Source organism: Dyella sp., assembly GCF_035486915.1.
Lineage (GTDB): Bacteria > Pseudomonadota > Gammaproteobacteria > Xanthomonadales > Rhodanobacteraceae > Dyella_B.
In genome coordinates this window covers 1-15,335 of record NZ_DATHMR010000146.1, presented here as the reverse complement: position 1 = coordinate 15,335, position 15,335 = coordinate 1, and the positions used below count along the sequence as shown (strand labels likewise).

The following is a 15,335-nucleotide window of genomic DNA, read 5'->3' as shown; positions in this document are numbered from 1 at the left end:
CCTTGGGATACGGATGTAGTGCTTCGCGGATCACCTGGTTGGTGACGTGCGGGCCATAGAAATCGCTGGTGTCAATATGGTTCACGCCGGCTGCGATGGCCGCGCGTAGAACCGTCAACGCGGTGGTGTGATCCTTGGGTGGTCCGAACACACCCGGTCCCGCGAGCTGCATGGCGCCGTAGCCGAGCTGCTTTACTGTGCGGCTGCCGAGAGTAAATGCGTTGGAATGATGGGGAAGGGGCATCGTCGTTCTCCTCAATGGATAGCGTAGAGCGTAAGCGTTGTGGGGCCGCACGATAAGAGCGCACAATCCGCACGGGCCGTGCGGAATAGCGAACAATGAACGTCGATCTCAGCGACCTTAATGCCTTTATCGCAGTGGCCCGCGCCGGCGGCTTTCGGGATGCGGCACGGGCAGGCGAGATGAGCCCATCCGGTTTGAGCGAGGCGGTTCGCCGGCTGGAGACACAACTGGGCGTGAGGTTGCTCAATCGCACCACGCGAAGCGTGGCGCCGACCGAGGCAGGCAAGCGACTGCTCGATCGCCTCGGTCCTGCGTTGGAAGAAATGCAATCGGCGCTCGACGTCGTCAACAGCGCACGCGATACACCGATTGGCACCTTGCGGCTCAATGTACCGGTAAGCGCCGCGCGGTTGGTGTTGCCGGCGATCCTTCCCGATTTCCTCGCAGCGTATCCCGATGTGCAGGTGGAAATCATTGCCGAAGACAGCTTCGTCGATGTCTTCGCATCGGGCTGCGACGCGGGCATTCGTTATGACGAGCGGTTGGAGCAAGACATGATCGCGGTTCCGATTGGTCCGCGTGAGCAACGCTTCGCGGCAGCTGCTTCGTCTGTGTATCTCGACCGCCACGGCCGACCCGAGCATCCGCGCGAATTGCTATCGCACGCATGCATACGGGGCCGCTTCAGCAGTGGGATGATCAACGCGTGGGAGTTCGAGCATAACGGTGAACTCGTGAAGCTGGAGCCATCGGGACCGTTGGTCGTGCAGATCGGCGCGGCAACGGATCTTGGTGTCGAGGCAGCAGTCGCCGGCACGGGCGTCATCTGTTTGTTTGAGGACTGGCTGCGCCCGTATTTCGATAGCGGCAAACTGGAGCCTGTTCTGGAGTCATGGTGGCGGCGCTTCAGCGGTCCCTTTCTCTATTTCCCAAGTCGACGCCTCATGCCCGCACCGCTGCGTGCATTTGTCGATTTCATCAAGGCATCGAACGACGCTTCAAGCGTCTCGCAATGATTGCTGGGAATAGAGAACCTGCTGTCACATGACGTCAGCAGTGTCGCGAGGCCGATGCGCTTTTGCAGTGGCACAAGGGCATGATAGGACATCTCTTCTTAGCGCCTGGTTTCGCCATGCCTTCGCGGTCCTCATTGACTCCCGTGCTTCTCGCTATCGGCGCGCTGGCGATCGCGATGGCGTCGTATCAATGCGGCGCGGCGGTGGCCAAACATCTGTTCTCGCAAGTCGGAGCGCAGGGAGCAACCGCGTTTCGATTGGGACTGGGCGCGCTGATGATGCTGGCGGTGCGGCGGCCTTGGCGCACCGCGCGTCGTAGCGCGAACTGGCGTGCGCTGTGGGGCTACGGCTTGTCCATGGGCGCGATGAATATGGTGTTTTATATGGCGCTGCGCACGATACCGCTGGGCATTGCGGTGGCGCTTGAATTCACGGGGCCGCTCGCCATCGCGCTGTTTGCCTCGCGTCAGTTGTTGGATTTCGCGTGGATTGCGTTGGCGGTGATTGGGCTGTTCCTGTTGTTACCGTTGCACGGGCATGCGCACGCACTCGATCCCATCGGCGTGCTTTACGCCCTCGCCGCCGGCGTGGGCTGGGCGTTGTATATCCTGTTCGGGCAGAAAGCAGGCTTGGCGTTTGGAGCGGACGCCGTCACGTTGGGCATTGCCATCGGTGCGCTGTTGGCGGTACCGGTGGGATTTGCGCATGCGGGCACCGCGCTGTTCTCGATGGCGTTGCTGCCTCTAGGGTTGGGCGTAGCGGTGTTGAGTTCGGTGCTGCCGTATTCGCTGGAGATGATCGCGCTCACTCGTCTGGATGCGCGCACTTTCAGTGTGCTGTTGAGTTTGGAGCCAGCGATCGCTGCCTTGGCCGGCATGGTGTTTCTGGGCGAGCGGTTGGGCACGCTGCAATGGCTGGCCATCGCATCCATCGTTGCGGCATCGGCCGGTGCGGCGTTTGGCGCGCGCCAGCCGGTGGCCGAGCCTTTGGCGAACTGACATAAGCCCCCAAGATCGCGGCAAAAGCCGCTCGGGTGCTTTTCGCAGCGCCTGATCGACGCCAATCGTTCGATCTGGAAATAAGGTCGGCGTATGTGAAAAAGCCGCTTGGCGCGAGTGCCGATAATGGCGCTATGGACGACGACATGAAGACCTGCATGGGTGTGGCAACAGCGCCCGCAGGCCTTGGCCGGAGATGCCATGCCGACGTCGGTCGGATCGGATGACGGATGTATCCGGCAACCCGTTGCTCATGGAAAGCAAGGTGCCAAGGAGGGCTTTGTCCTCGCGCCGATCTGGGTGAGTAATCCGGATCGGCGCATTCCCTGCAACGCGTCGCTTTCGCATCGGGCTGCCGAATGCGGAACAGGCACGCACGCCCTGAAGCCAGAACTATGCGAGCCACAGCCATGAATCGCTGGAACACATCGCAACCTGTTTCGCGCCAGCACTTCGACGCAGGTGTGCCCATCTTTGTATCGCCCGCGGCAACGCTCACGATCTGCCTGACGGTGTTCGGTGTGCTGCATGCCGTGGCAACGGCCAGCGCGGAGCGTGTCGCGATCGACGGGCTGCTCGTCGTCAATGCGCTTGTCTATGTGGCGGCCGCGTTGCTCGCGACGTTCGCGTGGCGTGCGCGTTCGTCGGTGCGTTGCCTTCGCTTCGCGCGCTATGCCAACAACCTTTCGATCGCGGGGCTGATCATGACGATCGTCGGCACGTGCTGTCTGGTGCTGGTGATCGCGATCAGGGCCTGAACATCGCGCACCATAGGGGAAATATCATGTTGCACGACTTCACCAAAACAACCTTGCTCATCGTTGCCAGCCTTTTGCCGCTGATCAATCCGCCCGCGTCCGCCTTGATAGCGACGGGCCTTGTGCCGCATTTGACGCCGCCGCAGCGTACGGAAATGGCGGTACGTGTCACCGTCAACTGCCTCGTCATTTTGCTGGTGTCGTTATTGATCGGCGCGTACGTGCTGTCGTTCTTTGGCATTTCGATGCCGGTGCTGCGCGTAGGCGGGGGCGCGATTGTGGCAATGGCTGGCTGGAAGCTGCTGCATGCGTCCGACGACGAACAAAATAACGCAAACGCAGCGCCACTCCAGCACAGTGCACTGACGCTGCGAACCAAAGCGTTTTATCCCATCACACTGCCCATTACGGTAGGGCCCGGTTCGATCGCCGTCGCCATCGCATTAGGTACGCAATCGCCGTGCGAAGGCTTGTCGGTGGCACATGTCGCTGGCGTTTCGCTTGCATTGGCGATCCTTGGCTTGTGCATTTATCTGTGCATGCGCTTCGCTGGTCATATCGAACGCCTGCTCGGCGCCGTGGGCACGCGTGTCGCGATGCGTCTATTCGCATTCGTGCTTTTCTGCATTGGCCTGCAAATTTTGTGGAAGGGTCTGGCGCAGCTGCTCGATACAGTGCGCTTCACCTGATCCGTGGACGATTCGATCATGTCGCGATTCAAGAGCAAGCTATTGTGCGGTGCGCTGAGTGCCACGCTGGTTGCGCTCGGTGCTGCCGCATTCGCACCGGCGACGTCTGCGCGTGTGGATCCCGCGTTTTATCAGGCGCCACCGGAAAGCACGGCAGGCACGCCCGGTTCCATCGTACGCATCGAACCGATGCGTGGCGCGCCGTTGGGCGCGTCGGCATATCGCGTGCTTTATCGTTCCACCGATCCGTCGAATCAATCGATCCTGGTATCGGGTGTCGTGGTGATTCCAGCGGGAGCGTCGCCGGAAGACGGAAGGCCAATCGTCGCCTGGGCACATCCGACCACCGGTGTCGTCTCGGACTGCGCACCATCGCAAGCGCGTTTTGTGTTCCAGACGATGATGGGATTGCGCGACATGGTGCGACGTGGATACATCGTCGTCGCCACCGATTACCCCGGCCTGGGCACGCCCGGACCGCATCCGTATCTGGTGGGAAACAGCGAAGCGCGTGCAATACTCGACTCCGTGCGTGCGGTGCGCAACCTGCCGCAGGCGTCGGCGGGAGATCGTTACGCCGTGTGGGGCCACTCGCAGGGCGGTCAGGCAGCGCTGTTCGCCGGTGAGTTAGCGAAGACCTATGCGCCGGAATTGCAGCTTGTCGGCGTAGCCGTGGCTTCGCCTGCGACCGACCTGCAAACCCTGTTGCGCGACGATGCCGATACAGACGGCGGGCGCAACATCACCGCGATGACGTTATGGTCGTGGTCGCAAGTGTTTCATCTTCCGCTGGACAACGTGATTAAGCCGGGCGCGATGCCCGCGGTCGATGCGTTGTCGAACGAATGTATCGAATCGCCCATCGACATGCTGGAGCGCAATCGATCGCAACGTCCCTTGCGCGAACAGTTCCTGCGTGTGGATGACATCACGCGCGTCGAGCCCTGGCGTTCGCTATTGCTGGAAAATATTCCCGGTACGCTGCCGCCGGATATTCCGGTGTTTGTCGCGCAGGGCGATGCAGATCGCCTGGTGCTTCCCGCCGTCACACAGGCTTACGTGCAGCGGCTGTGCAAAGCAGGAAGCAAAGTGCAGTACATCTCGATGCCCGGCGTGAAGCATGGCTGGGCAGGTGCGGACAGCGCGTTGCCGGCGGTAGCGTGGATCGCCGACCGATTCGACGGAAAACAAGCGCCCGACTCGTGCGGGAGCCTTACACCTTAAGGGTTGTCCGGTCGATCGAAAACGACAGCGGCATTGCGATCGAAGGTCTTGCGTAATACCGCGATCCGGTCGTCGTAGCTCTTTTCGAGACAGCTTGTGTTGGCGCCGCAGGCATTCCGCGCGGCAAGGAATCGCCGCTGTTCGCCGCGCAGCTGATCGTCGAACTCGCGATATGCCATGCCAGCCGTCGCGGGTTTCAGATGCAGCAGAAGATCGTAGGACGTGGCGACCATCACGTCCTTGCGGCCCAGCGACGGGGATGCGCAGATCGCTTGCTCGGTTGCGGTAGCGGCACGTCCGCATTCGTAACTGGCCACCTGCGCAGACGCCGGTCCCATGAGCAGCAGACTCACGAGCAGCGTGGTGAAGCGTGCCACTTTCATCGTCGTTGCCCCCTTCCATGCAGTGCCAAGATCAAGCGATTTTCCGCAGGCGCGCTTCCAGCATATCGTCGCGCCAGGCACTCGGTGTCTTGCCGGTCAGGCGCTTGAACACCGTAGTGAAGTGCGCCTGCGTTTGAAAGCCCACCTCCAGCGCGATATCCAGCATCGAGCGCGACGTGTCGTTCATCAGTTCCTTTGCTCGTTCAAGCCGGCACAGCAGCAAGTAGTGATGCGGACGATAGCTGGTCGCAGCACGAAACTGCGCGGCGAAATGCATGGGCGATAGGCCCGCGGCGTTCGCCATATCCAACAGCGTGATCGATTCGGACAGATGCGATTTCACGTAGCTATCCACACGCTGCAGGCGCCAGTTGGGCAATGTGGTCTTGCGAGATATACGGGCGACGGCGGCATTATCCGCACGCAGGCGGCGGATGCAATCGACCAGCATGTCGACGATCTGTTCGGCGAACGTAGCATTTTGGCCGTTGTCGACCATGTCGGTAAGCGTGCGTGCGAGTTGCAACAGTAAGCCGTCCTTCACCGGGCCAATCGAGCGGCCTTCCAGTGCGGCGCAAGCACGTTCCGCTTCGGCACTGAACCACAGCAGCTGGGTCGGAATGCGCAGGTGCAGCGCCTTGTAGCCACGCGGACACATCACGCGCACCGTTTCGCCGGGGCGGCTGACATAACACGTGCCCGCGTCGAGCGATGCGTCGATGACGCGTTGCGCATCGGCGTCCAGGCAAACGTGCGTATCGTCCAGCAAGATGCTCACGGTGTATGCATCGCGCGGCATGGTCAACTCGCATTCGCCATGGCTATCGGCATCGTGTGTCCAAAGCGAGACGGCAATCTTCAACGGGCGCTCGCTGCGATGCATAACCTTTTCCTGCCAGTCCGGGCCGGCCGCCACGCGGTTCAACAAATCGCGCGTGGCCGAAGCGGCTTGGGTGGCGAGTGCCTTGTTTTTGCGTTGTTGGGTGACACAGGACATGACTTCTCCGTTCCGGCAAGACTGCGCCGGTTCGAATGAATAAGTGGGTGATGCGATAGGTCGAAGCGGTGACTTGGACGGGGCTTTGGCGGATACGGCCTATCGGTTGCTGAAATCGCCGGGGCCGACCGGCCCGCGTGTTGTGCGATGCAGCGTAGAGTGCGACTTTTCCGTGCGAAGCGAAAATACCGTTTGGCTATGCGGCCATAACGGCCGGCTATGGCTGCTCCGGATCCACCCATTCGGCGCCCTTGAAGGAGGTTTCCTCCAGCTGGCCGCGGATGAACGTCAGCAGCGAAGCTTCGATCGCCAGGGCAGCCTGGGTTAACGGCGCGTCCTGTGCGGTGACCAGGCAGGCAGTCATGTAAACCGGCGGTTCGATCGGGGTGGTGGCGATCTCCTGATGCCCCGGCACGTCGGAGAAATCACCCTTGGGCAAGACCGCGTGGCCCAGACCGGTTTGGACCGCGGACATCATTACGTCGAAGAGGTCCGATTCGGCAATCGGTTCCAGCGTGATGTTCGCTTGTGCAAAAACGCGATCGAGCAATCGACGCAAAACATTCGTGGGTGTCGGCAACACCAGCGGCAATGCGCTGATTTCTTGCAGCGAGATGGATGATGCGTGTGCTGCGCCTTTGGGGCTTGCGAGATAAAGTCGCTGCCGGAACAGCACCTCGCGTGTGAAACCCACTTCGGGTTCGTCTTCGAACACGATAGCGATATCGATCGCGTGCGAAGCGACTTTCTCGCGTAGCGTGAGGCTGTCGCCGGTAACGAAACGCAACGTCACTTTCGGTAGCGTACTGCGGCAAATTTCCAGCATTTTTCCGGTGAGTGCTGGCGCCATGGTCGACGCCATGCCGAAACACACCACGCCATGCACGTCGCCCTGCGAAGAGCGCACGATGGCCGGCAGATTGTCGACCAGGCGCATGAGCTTGAGTGCTTCCTGATAGAGCACTTCGCCGGCCACAGTCGGGGTAATGCCACGCGCGCTGCGATGGAGCAGCGTCACGCCGAATTCGTCTTCCAGTTCCGCGATCTGTTTGCTTAGCGCAGGCTGCGCAATATGGATAAGCGCCGCGGCACGGGAAAAGCTTCCCGCCTCGACGATCTTCGCGAAGTAACGCAAATGCCGGAACTGCATGACTAGCGCTCCCGACGGCGATCGATCGGATATGCCCCTCGCGCAAACGATTGCGCGCAACGTCTGCGTCGATTATGTGTGTTCATCTGCTGAGATGCACGTCTTTTCAGATTATGACGCATAAAAAAGCCGGATAACGTCATCGGAATGATGTCGACTATCCGGCAAAGGGGGGAAGGGTATTCCGTGCGTCGTTGCTCAACGTCCTTCGGCGTTCGCAACGTTGGCCGCCATGCGCAATTCTTCGTTGGCCTCCGTCAGCAATTCCTTCGCGCGCTGGGCGTGACCGCCGAGCTGACCGTCGTTGTCGCGTTGCGCCTGCTGGATGTACTGGAATGCGGTAACGATGTTTTCCTGCGCGTTGTGCAGATTGCCGTGGTGCCAGCCGATGTCCACGAACGGACGGTCCTGCGCCATCGTGGCGCAACCGAACAAAGCTGTGGAAGCCAGCGCGACACCCATTACAAAACTTTTCTTGCTCATGATGGTTCTCCAATGGTCGAGTGCAGATCGAAATCTCGTTGAACGACTTCGGGGCTCATTGTGGGCTTGGATTGGCGAGCGATCTTTCCCAAAAGCAGGGGATTTTTCGCGTCTGAACAATGCTTTTCCGAATCGAACGGCGGCGTTGCGATTCGAGATGCAGAGGCGCCGCCGGATCAGAAGCGAGTCAGCGACGCGTGCGCGGTGTGGTAAATGCATTCGAGGGGCGAGATGGCGCCGTCGCCGGCGCCACAGCTTGGGCACGTTTTATCCGCGTCGCGTGTGCCATCGAACGTCAGCATCTCGCCGTAGACGAAGCCGCAATCGGAGCACACAAGCTGCTCGGTAAAGTCAATGTCCATGGAATGCCTCAGAAGATGCCTTAAGTCGAAAGCATTCTTGCGAGGTCACGCACTACGTGTTTTCCAAATTGCCACGCCGCTTTCCGATTCGCATGGATTGATGCGAATGGCCAACATAACAATTCGTCTGGATGAAACTCGCCAGTCAATCGGACTTTGTGCGTGTCTGAGCCCCCTTGTTATGACTACCTGAAAGGAAAGTCAGTTTGTCTAAAACGGGTTAGGTCCTGCGATTTCGCGTAGCAAAGATTCGCATCGACACGATCAAGCACTGATTTGGCAGAGTCGTCGCGTTGGTTTATCGAGGCCGATGTCCGCTGCGGTCCGTTCCGTCATTTCATCGCCTTGAGTATTAGAGTCGCGTTCTTGGCACCTCTCAACACCAGTAACGATGCGGACGTCTAATCCTCACTGTAGATGCCCGCTTTGGGTCGAAGGCGAACATCTACCGAAACTTCCGTGCTATCCAGATCTTTGAGGATCCATATCTCCCGATCGATCTTACGCAAAAAGACCGTTTTTTTTCCGAGGTTCGATGACGACATTGCGCAATCGCAGCCGCGGGAGAGCTGCAGAAGGTTGCGAACGCGCAAGGCTGCTCTCGCCGCCAAATCGCGCCTGTATTAGTCGTGATGCATGTCCACAGGCGTTCCATCTGACCAACTTGGCACGGCCACTAAGAACACAAGTATTTGCGGCAATCCTTTCAGTTGGGGTTGCTCTGTCGTAGAGAAGGACCAATAGGGGCTGGACATAACGGGCGCGCCCTCTGCGCCAGAACCCCAATCCTTACCGTCCTTCAGACGCGTGTAGAACATGACATGCGCCATGTTGTGACCGCCTTGGTCGGTCAGATAGGACGGTTTGGACATCATGTAATCCATGGCGCCCTCTTCAAGCTCCGGCAGTTGTTTATTGGCGTACGCCGCTTTGAGTGCCGACACGATCTCCGCGTTGGACCGCCCGGCCATCACCATCCGGGCGCGCAGATAAATGATGGGCAATATCGAACGTGCAGCCTGGGGATTCATACAATCGGCAGCCCTCACCTTCGGGTTCCAATATTCGTCCCAGTCAAATGCTGCTCCCCAACTCCGCCCCACAAAGCAGACGAAACCGTTTTTTCCCTTGATCGCGGTCTCATAGCCATGCCGTCCCAGAACCAGGATCGTGGCGTCGCGAGATATGGAATCGGGCGCTGCACTTCGCGCCAGGGCTATTTCGGCCTCCCGGTCCGCCATGAAGTATTGGTCGATCGGGGCCATCTTCGGATAGTGAGTCGCGACATCCTGTGCCATCGTCGGGTGCGCCATGCCGAGCCCAATAAGCAGCACAGAGCATCCGATTATGATTGCGCCAATCTTGTTTTCACGCATAGTTTTCTCCTCGGATTTGGTGTTTTCGTGCAGAGTTGCCAACGTGTTTCGTGCGCTTTTCGCCACTGCTTACTCGTGTTTTTCGTTTGTTTTAGGGCTGTCGCAGCGGAGTCCCGTGGACGCCGCTGCGCAGCATCACTTCGCTGCTGCCGTGCCGCTCAGTCCTTTGCGGGGAGGGGCTTGAAGCAAATCGCTCGCAGCTGGGCCATTGCATCTCGCGCTTCGTCGCTTCGATTTCGACGAACGGGTCATAGTTGTCGTGGGGGTTAATGGCAATTAGGTATCGCGGCATTGCCGTCTCCCAAAATGGTCTTCAGCCGGGCTGATCGATCCGCCTTCACTAGGGCGACGGATGGCTAGTCGGAAATTCGACAAGTTATCGGGAAAATTTTGGCTGCGTTCGTATTGAGCATGGACCGATTCAACCGGCGATAGCCAAGATGATTCATCGCATGCGCGACTGCATCGGCTTGAGCTACTTGAATGTAATAACCGCTGCCTTTGCGCGCTCCTATAGCTTTCCGAAGTCCGCCGCGGGTCGAAAGTAGACGTTATTCGTCGCCTAGCGGATATGGCGTCATAGTTTGAAACAAGGCCCCACTATCTTTGTTATTGGTTTACATGCTCTTTTTGAAGACGCGCCCTTTATTTCACCAGTCAAATCTTCAGCGTGGTCCAGGCACGGAAATTGCCTTACGATTCTTCGATGAATACGACCTCTTTATCGCGGCAAGACGACCCACGGCGCGGCAGCTTGGCCTGTGTCGGTTTGGGCATGACCCTGGGCTCTCACCTTACGCCACTGGCGCGTAGCCATATCGAACAAGCGGACGTCGTATTTGCGGCGCTTTCCGATGGCATCGTGGAAATGTGGTTGAAGCGCATGCACCCGGACGTGCGTAGCCTTCAGCCCTACTATGCGGAAGGCAAGTCAAGGATGAAAACCTATCGGGAATGGGTCGATCTGATGATGACCGAGGTGCGCACCGGCAAGCGTGTCTGCGGAGTGTTTTACGGCCACCCGGGCATCTTTGCCTGGTCGCCGCGCAATGCGATCGAAACGGCTCGTTCAGAGGGCTTCGACGCACATATGGAGCCCGGCATTTCCGCCGAAGATTGCCTTTATGCCGATGTGGGCATCGACCCCGGACGATTCGGCTGTCAGCACTTCGAAGCCAGCCAGCTACTTTTCTATGAGCGGCGCATCGATCACACCGGCTACCTGGTGTTGTGGCAGGTCGGGCTGGTTGGCGATTGGTCGCTGACGCGCTTTCGGACCGGGCCTGCGTGCCGGCAGCTGCTGGTGGATGTGCTTAGTCAGGACTACCCGCTCGATCACGAAGTCATCATCTACCGCGGGGCGACGCTGCCGATAGAACAGCCTCGAATCCGGCGCATTGTCCTGCGAGATTTACCCGACGTCGTATTGACGCCGGAGGAAACGGTCGTGCTGCCGCCTGCCTCACCCTTGAAGCCGAACCTCGCCATGCGAGCGCGGCTGGAAGAACTGGACAAAGCGGGCGCTATCGTATGAAGGTAAGGGCGGGACATTCACACATTTACGCCAAGGCGGAAGTCCTGCGTGGAAAGCACACGGACAATAGGGGTGTTATTCATCGTCATGTTGCCGTATCGACCCGTCGATACGTGAATAACACTGGCATTTAAACTGCATCGGCTTGATGCTTGAACGTGATAAGGAATCTAGGGGAAGCCCATGGCAGACACGATTGAATGGCTGGAAACGATTGGCAAGAACGCCAACCTGCGTCACGCGCCGGCCGAAGAGCTTGCGCATACATTGGAAGAGGCCGGCGCGTCGGATGCCCTGAAGGCCGCCGTAAAGTTCGAAGATAGCTCCCTGCTATCTACCGAACTCGGCAATAAACCCATGAAAGTCGATCACAATCCTCACACCGGAGGGCATGAGGAAGAAGGTCCGGATCACGATCATGGCGAGGACAGTCCACCTCAGCCGCCCAAGCCGACTCCAAGCGAACCGTCGCCCGGTAAATAGGCACCGTTCGCATGCCGCGGTGCCGGAACCGCTTTTGGCCATGGTCAGCGTTCGCGACCATGGCCTTTTGCGTTTTTATTCGGCCCGTGTTTGCCGTCGCACAACCACTATCTTTTGCGGCGCTGCTTGAACAAACCGAAAGCGTACGCACCACCGATCACTCGCAATTTTTGAGCCTCCTCAAGGAGCTTCACCAGCAAGCTTCCGGTATGTCTGCGCGCGAGCGCTGGCAGTTGCGTTACCTGGACGCGTGGCAGGCCTCCTTCCAGAACGATTACGCGAACGCCGATCCCATGTTGCGAGACATCATCGGTCATTCCGGCGATCCAGCTCTCGTAGCGAAAGCGTCTGCCGTGCTCGTGGGTGATTTGGGAGAAAGCAAGCACTACGTCGAAGCGTTTGAGTTGGCCAACCGACTGATGAGTAATCTCCCAGGCCTGCAGGACAAACTGGCGCGCTTTATGGTGCTGTCGTATGTCTCGCAACTGCTCGGAACTGCAGGGAAGTACGATCTCGCGGCCAATTACATTCGCGAAATTGCGCAGTCGCTTCCGCCTGGACAAACGTCATGCCAGCCCACGACCAGACTTCTGAATGTTCTTTATGACAGCCACAAGCTGACATCCTCCAGCGCAGAACTTCAACGCGGGATCGATGCGTGCCAAACGGCTCGGGAACCGATATTTATCGATACGATCTGGCTAGTGAAGGCCAGCCTCTATCTGGATGAAGATAAACCGGACAAAGCGCTTGCGTTACTTCAGCGGATAGCTCCGGATATTCGCGCCGATCAGTATTACACCAACACGCTTGCGTCCCAAGTAGAGTTGGCCCAGGCCTATTGGAAATTGGGTGATGACGATAACGCACGCAAATCGGCGCTCGGCGCGCTGGCTACCAGCGATCCGGACAACGTTAGCGAAACGCTGAGAGATGCCTATCAGGTGCTTTACGACGTCGAAAAAAAGCAGGGCAATACCGCAGCAGCGCTGAATTACTACGAGCACTACGCCGCACAAAACATTGGTTATCTCAACGACGTAAGCGCCAGAACATTGGCTTACGATGTCGCTCAGCAACACATGCTTGCGCAAAATCTTGAAACAGAAAGGCTAAGCAGGCAAAACAAAATACTGCAGTTACAACAAGCGTTGGCCACCAAGGCGGCCGAAACCAGTCGGCTCTACATCACGCTACTGCTCTTGGCCCTGGCATCGATCATCTTCTGGCTGTTCCGGCTCAAGCGCTCGCAGCTTCGCTTCAAAGAACTTTCTTGCCTTGATGGGCTTACGGGTGTTTTCAACCATCAGCACTTTATCGGTGAAGCCAATCGAACCCTTTCTGTGCTGGAGAAAAAGCATGGCGTTGCCTGCCTGATATCCATTGACCTCGATCACTTCAAACAAATCAACGATACGCATGGCCATGCTATCGGCGACGCTGTGCTCAAACATACGGTCGCCATCTGCAAGCAACATTTGCGCCCCGCCGACCTGTTCGGTCGATTGGGTGGCGAAGAGTTCGGCATTTTGCTACTGGAGTGCTCACGCGATGATGGCTCGTTGATTGCCCATCGCATCCGCAAGGCCATTGACGCAACACCGATTGACGTTGATGGACGCGTCGTATCGTTTTCCGCCAGCATTGGCCTGGTGTCTACTGACAGCTGCGGTTATGAGTTGCAACAGTTATGCGCAGAAGCAGATTCTGCACTTTATCGAGCCAAGCGCAGCGGGCGCAACCGCGTCATCGTCGATACTGGCAGCAATAGTTTAATCGGAACATAAGGCGCATACGCTCCATAGTCGCTTGTCGGCTTGGACGAATTGTTAGGCTGCATATGAGCATATCGAGTGCAAGTAAACGCGCGCACTTTACGGTTGCTTGCCTTTGGTAGCCGCGCGATAAATGCCAATCACTAAAAATATGAGGCCGAGCGGACTTAGGCTGTGAATCCCGGCCATCAAAAGAAAAGACGCCGAGTTTGAAAACGCATTTGAGAGAGGCTCGGTCGCCACGATCAGCACGAAGCCTATGAGGATCAGAGTGGATGCCTTCGCCTGACGATTGGTCATGATTTCACCCCTTGGCCATACTGCCTCATAGGCGGACACGCGTCCGGCTATACATCTGCGCGTACTTGCCACACGCAGCCCCTAAAGCACTAACTATTTAGAACTGGCCAAATCCGGCTAACAAGCCAAAGCATTGCCGGACGTCGATCGCGTGCTCGTCAATATCCGCGTCGGGGCGCGTCTCACGCCCACGATGTAAAGCTAACCGACCTAGTCAAGGCGAGAGGTCCATTGGCACAAACATGCCGCGCTTGAGTGTGCTCAACGCGACCCTGGTCTGGAAACGACGGACATTCGGGTTATCCGCAACGAACCTCTGCATCAGCGCTTCGAAATCATCGACATCGCGCGCCGCGACGATCAACACATAGTCGCCAGCACCTGTTACATACCATGCCTCTTGTATGCATGGCTCGGCAGCGATCCATTGTTTGAGGCTCGCCAGTAACTCGGGGCGCTCTCGCTCCACCTCGACGTCGACGATCATCGTCAATGGTCGTCCAGCCTGTTTGGGATCGACCAGCGCAACCTCGGCCGTAATGACACCCTCTTCGCGCATTCGGACGATGCGGCGCTGCACGGCCGAGGCTGACAACCCGACATCGGCCCCCATCAATTCTGCTGGCCGACGCGCATCCTTCTGCAGGATGGCGAGGAGTCGTCGATCGAGCTTGTCCAGTTCCATAGGCATTTGTGCGTGGCCATGCTGCAAGACGGGAAAAAGACGCGCAATATTGCCAAAACACGCGGACTAGCCGCGTCAACGGACTCTAACATAGCGTACACCCGCCACGACTCCGGACGTCCGCTTCATGAAGCTTCTGTACCAATCGCACTCGCCATACGCACGAAAGGTCCTCGTGTTTGCACATGAAGCCAGACTGGCCGATCGAATCGAAGTCGTTCATCACGAAACAAGCCCCGTGCAGCGCAATGAAGAGGTGTTTGCGCTCAATCCGCTAGGGAAGGTGCCAGTGTTGATCTGCGACGACCAAACGGTGTTGTTCGATTCAAACGTGATCTGCGAGTACCTGGACGGCCTGCACGATGGCCGAAAGCTTATTCCGTCCATGCCGTCTGCGCGCTTTCGAGCTTTACGTAATCAGGCTATCGCCACGGGATTGGCAGACGCGGGCATCGCAGTCAGATGGGAGACGGAGCGGCGTCCGGAAGCTATGCGATGGACGCCCTTGCTTGAGGGCTATCTACAAAAAATCATTGCCTCCTGCGACTATCTGGAAGCAAATATTTCCGACGAGAACAGCGTGGATATTGGCGATATCGCGCTGGCCACCGCACTGAGCTGGATCGAATTCCGAAACGTCTACGCCTTCCAGAGGACACGTCCGCGCCTGTCCGGTTGGTACAACCGATTCTGTTTGCGTGCTTCGATGTCCGCCACCACCCTCTGCGGCGATACGATCGATCAATCACCGCTTACGCACCATGCTTCTGGAGTTCCTTGTGCCGTCGCTGGGGGTTGATCTGCTGTGTCTGCACAGTCCCATGCACGATCCGAAGCTGTCGCGCAGGCTCGTGAAACAATCTGCCGCAGAATCCCCC

Annotated in this window: 18 protein-coding genes; 9 read left to right on the top strand and 9 right to left on the bottom strand. The window is 58.2% G+C overall.

Features of this window, described 5'->3' with window-relative positions; genetic code table 11:
• A partial coding sequence (locus VK725_RS11735; RefSeq protein WP_325318237.1) for an aldo/keto reductase occupies positions 1-244 on the bottom strand: 244 nt, incomplete at its 3' end.
• A gap of 95 nt (positions 245-339) precedes the next feature.
• Here VK725_RS11735 and VK725_RS11730 point away from each other — a divergent pair.
• The 5 genes from VK725_RS11730 to VK725_RS11710 all read left to right on the top strand — a co-directional run bounded on the left by VK725_RS11730 (position 340) and on the right by VK725_RS11710 (position 4,929).
• Positions 340-1,260 carry a LysR family transcriptional regulator gene (locus tag VK725_RS11730; RefSeq protein ID WP_325318236.1) on the top strand — a complete coding sequence of 307 codons (921 nt, stop codon included), beginning with the start codon at positions 340-342 and terminating at the stop codon, positions 1,258-1,260.
• A gap of 116 nt (positions 1,261-1,376) precedes the next feature.
• Positions 1,377-2,258 carry an EamA family transporter gene (locus tag VK725_RS11725; RefSeq protein WP_325318235.1) on the top strand — a complete coding sequence of 294 codons (882 nt, stop codon included), beginning with the start codon at positions 1,377-1,379 and terminating at the stop codon, positions 2,256-2,258.
• Positions 2,259-2,668: 410 nt separating this feature from the next.
• The gene (locus tag VK725_RS11720) at positions 2,669-3,016 is read left to right on the top strand and encodes a hypothetical protein (protein WP_325318234.1); all 348 of its coding nucleotides are present in this window, start codon (positions 2,669-2,671) and stop codon (positions 3,014-3,016) included.
• 26 nt (positions 3,017-3,042) lie between these two features.
• Entirely contained in the window at positions 3,043-3,705 is a 663-nt protein-coding gene (locus VK725_RS11715; RefSeq protein WP_325318233.1) for a MarC family protein, read from the top strand.
• Between the two features lie 18 nt (positions 3,706-3,723).
• Entirely contained in the window at positions 3,724-4,929 is a 1,206-nt protein-coding gene (locus tag VK725_RS11710) for an alpha/beta fold hydrolase (RefSeq protein ID WP_325318232.1), read from the top strand.
• Here VK725_RS11710 and VK725_RS11705 read toward each other — a convergent pair.
• From VK725_RS11705 to VK725_RS11680, 6 genes are all read right to left on the bottom strand, one after another.
• A complete protein-coding gene (locus VK725_RS11705) occupies positions 4,926-5,312 on the bottom strand; it encodes a lysozyme inhibitor LprI family protein (protein ID WP_325318231.1) in 387 nt (128 codons plus the stop codon). The two genes, VK725_RS11710 and VK725_RS11705, sit on opposite strands and share 4 nt — an antisense overlap.
• 31 nt (positions 5,313-5,343) lie before the next feature.
• Positions 5,344-6,309, bottom strand: a complete 966-nt coding sequence (locus tag VK725_RS11700; protein ID WP_325318230.1) for an AraC family transcriptional regulator — start codon at positions 6,307-6,309, stop codon at positions 5,344-5,346.
• Positions 6,310-6,526: 217 nt separating this feature from the next.
• The gene (locus VK725_RS11695) at positions 6,527-7,459 is read right to left on the bottom strand and encodes a LysR family transcriptional regulator (protein ID WP_325318229.1); all 933 of its coding nucleotides are present in this window, start codon (positions 7,457-7,459) and stop codon (positions 6,527-6,529) included.
• A 198-nt stretch (positions 7,460-7,657) separates the two neighbouring features.
• Positions 7,658-7,942, bottom strand: coding sequence for a hypothetical protein (locus VK725_RS11690; protein ID WP_325318228.1), 285 nt, complete (start codon positions 7,940-7,942; stop codon positions 7,658-7,660).
• Between the two features lie 176 nt (positions 7,943-8,118).
• A complete protein-coding gene (locus VK725_RS11685) occupies positions 8,119-8,304 on the bottom strand; it encodes a hypothetical protein (protein WP_325318227.1) in 186 nt (61 codons plus the stop codon).
• Between the two features lie 623 nt (positions 8,305-8,927).
• The gene (locus VK725_RS11680) at positions 8,928-9,680 is read right to left on the bottom strand and encodes a hypothetical protein (RefSeq protein ID WP_325318226.1); all 753 of its coding nucleotides are present in this window, start codon (positions 9,678-9,680) and stop codon (positions 8,928-8,930) included.
• A gap of 706 nt (positions 9,681-10,386) precedes the next feature.
• Here VK725_RS11680 and VK725_RS11675 point away from each other — a divergent pair.
• The 3 genes from VK725_RS11675 (at position 10,387) to VK725_RS11665 (ending at position 13,484) form a co-directional block, all read left to right on the top strand.
• Positions 10,387-11,214, top strand: coding sequence for an SAM-dependent methyltransferase (locus VK725_RS11675; protein WP_325318225.1), 828 nt, complete (start codon positions 10,387-10,389; stop codon positions 11,212-11,214).
• Between the two features lie 183 nt (positions 11,215-11,397).
• On the top strand, positions 11,398-11,697 hold the full coding sequence (locus VK725_RS11670; protein ID WP_325318224.1) for a hypothetical protein: 300 nt from the start codon (positions 11,398-11,400) through the stop codon (positions 11,695-11,697).
• Positions 11,698-11,990: 293 nt separating this feature from the next.
• Complete coding sequence (locus tag VK725_RS11665; protein ID WP_414648492.1) at positions 11,991-13,484, top strand: tetratricopeptide repeat-containing diguanylate cyclase; 1,494 nt, start codon at positions 11,991-11,993, stop codon at positions 13,482-13,484.
• Positions 13,485-13,571: 87 nt separating this feature from the next.
• On the opposite strand, the gene VK725_RS11660 is transcribed toward VK725_RS11665, so the two are convergent.
• Both VK725_RS11660 and VK725_RS11655 read right to left on the bottom strand, forming a co-directional pair.
• Positions 13,572-13,772 (bottom strand): hypothetical protein, encoded by a 201-nt coding sequence (locus VK725_RS11660; RefSeq protein ID WP_325318222.1) that lies wholly within the window; start codon positions 13,770-13,772, stop codon positions 13,572-13,574.
• 214 nt (positions 13,773-13,986) lie between these two features.
• Positions 13,987-14,463: an Lrp/AsnC family transcriptional regulator gene (locus VK725_RS11655; protein ID WP_325318221.1), complete on the bottom strand. Its 477-nt coding sequence runs from the start codon at positions 14,461-14,463 to the stop codon at positions 13,987-13,989.
• A gap of 121 nt (positions 14,464-14,584) precedes the next feature.
• Here VK725_RS11655 and VK725_RS11650 point away from each other — a divergent pair, with 121 nt between their 5' ends.
• Entirely contained in the window at positions 14,585-15,256 is a 672-nt protein-coding gene (locus VK725_RS11650; RefSeq protein ID WP_325318220.1) for a glutathione S-transferase, read from the top strand.
• Positions 15,257-15,335 lie beyond the last annotated feature (79 nt).

Bases quoted from the DNA above. Each gene is read 5' to 3' on its own strand.
- VK725_RS11730 (WP_325318236.1), top strand. From the start codon at position 340: ATGAACGTCGATCTCAGCGACCTTAATGCCTTTATCGCAGTGGCCCGC.
- VK725_RS11725 (WP_325318235.1), top strand. From the start codon at position 1,377: ATGCCTTCGCGGTCCTCATTGACTCCCGTGCTTCTCGCTATCGGCGCG.
- VK725_RS11720 (WP_325318234.1), top strand. From the start codon at position 2,669: ATGAATCGCTGGAACACATCGCAACCTGTTTCGCGCCAGCACTTCGAC.
- VK725_RS11715 (WP_325318233.1), top strand. From the start codon at position 3,043: ATGTTGCACGACTTCACCAAAACAACCTTGCTCATCGTTGCCAGCCTT.
- VK725_RS11710 (WP_325318232.1), top strand. From the start codon at position 3,724: ATGTCGCGATTCAAGAGCAAGCTATTGTGCGGTGCGCTGAGTGCCACG.
- VK725_RS11705 (WP_325318231.1), bottom strand. From the start codon at position 5,312: ATGAAAGTGGCACGCTTCACCACGCTGCTCGTGAGTCTGCTGCTCATG.
- VK725_RS11700 (WP_325318230.1), bottom strand. From the start codon at position 6,309: ATGTCCTGTGTCACCCAACAACGCAAAAACAAGGCACTCGCCACCCAA.
- VK725_RS11695 (WP_325318229.1), bottom strand. From the start codon at position 7,459: ATGCAGTTCCGGCATTTGCGTTACTTCGCGAAGATCGTCGAGGCGGGA.
- VK725_RS11690 (WP_325318228.1), bottom strand. From the start codon at position 7,942: ATGAGCAAGAAAAGTTTTGTAATGGGTGTCGCGCTGGCTTCCACAGCT.
- VK725_RS11685 (WP_325318227.1), bottom strand. From the start codon at position 8,304: ATGGACATTGACTTTACCGAGCAGCTTGTGTGCTCCGATTGCGGCTTC.
- VK725_RS11680 (WP_325318226.1), bottom strand. From the start codon at position 9,680: ATGCGTGAAAACAAGATTGGCGCAATCATAATCGGATGCTCTGTGCTG.
- VK725_RS11675 (WP_325318225.1), top strand. From the start codon at position 10,387: ATGAATACGACCTCTTTATCGCGGCAAGACGACCCACGGCGCGGCAGC.
- VK725_RS11670 (WP_325318224.1), top strand. From the start codon at position 11,398: ATGGCAGACACGATTGAATGGCTGGAAACGATTGGCAAGAACGCCAAC.
- VK725_RS11665 (WP_414648492.1), top strand. From the start codon at position 11,991: ATGTTGCGAGACATCATCGGTCATTCCGGCGATCCAGCTCTCGTAGCG.
- VK725_RS11660 (WP_325318222.1), bottom strand. From the start codon at position 13,772: ATGACCAATCGTCAGGCGAAGGCATCCACTCTGATCCTCATAGGCTTC.
- VK725_RS11655 (WP_325318221.1), bottom strand. From the start codon at position 14,463: ATGCCTATGGAACTGGACAAGCTCGATCGACGACTCCTCGCCATCCTG.
- VK725_RS11650 (WP_325318220.1), top strand. From the start codon at position 14,585: ATGAAGCTTCTGTACCAATCGCACTCGCCATACGCACGAAAGGTCCTC.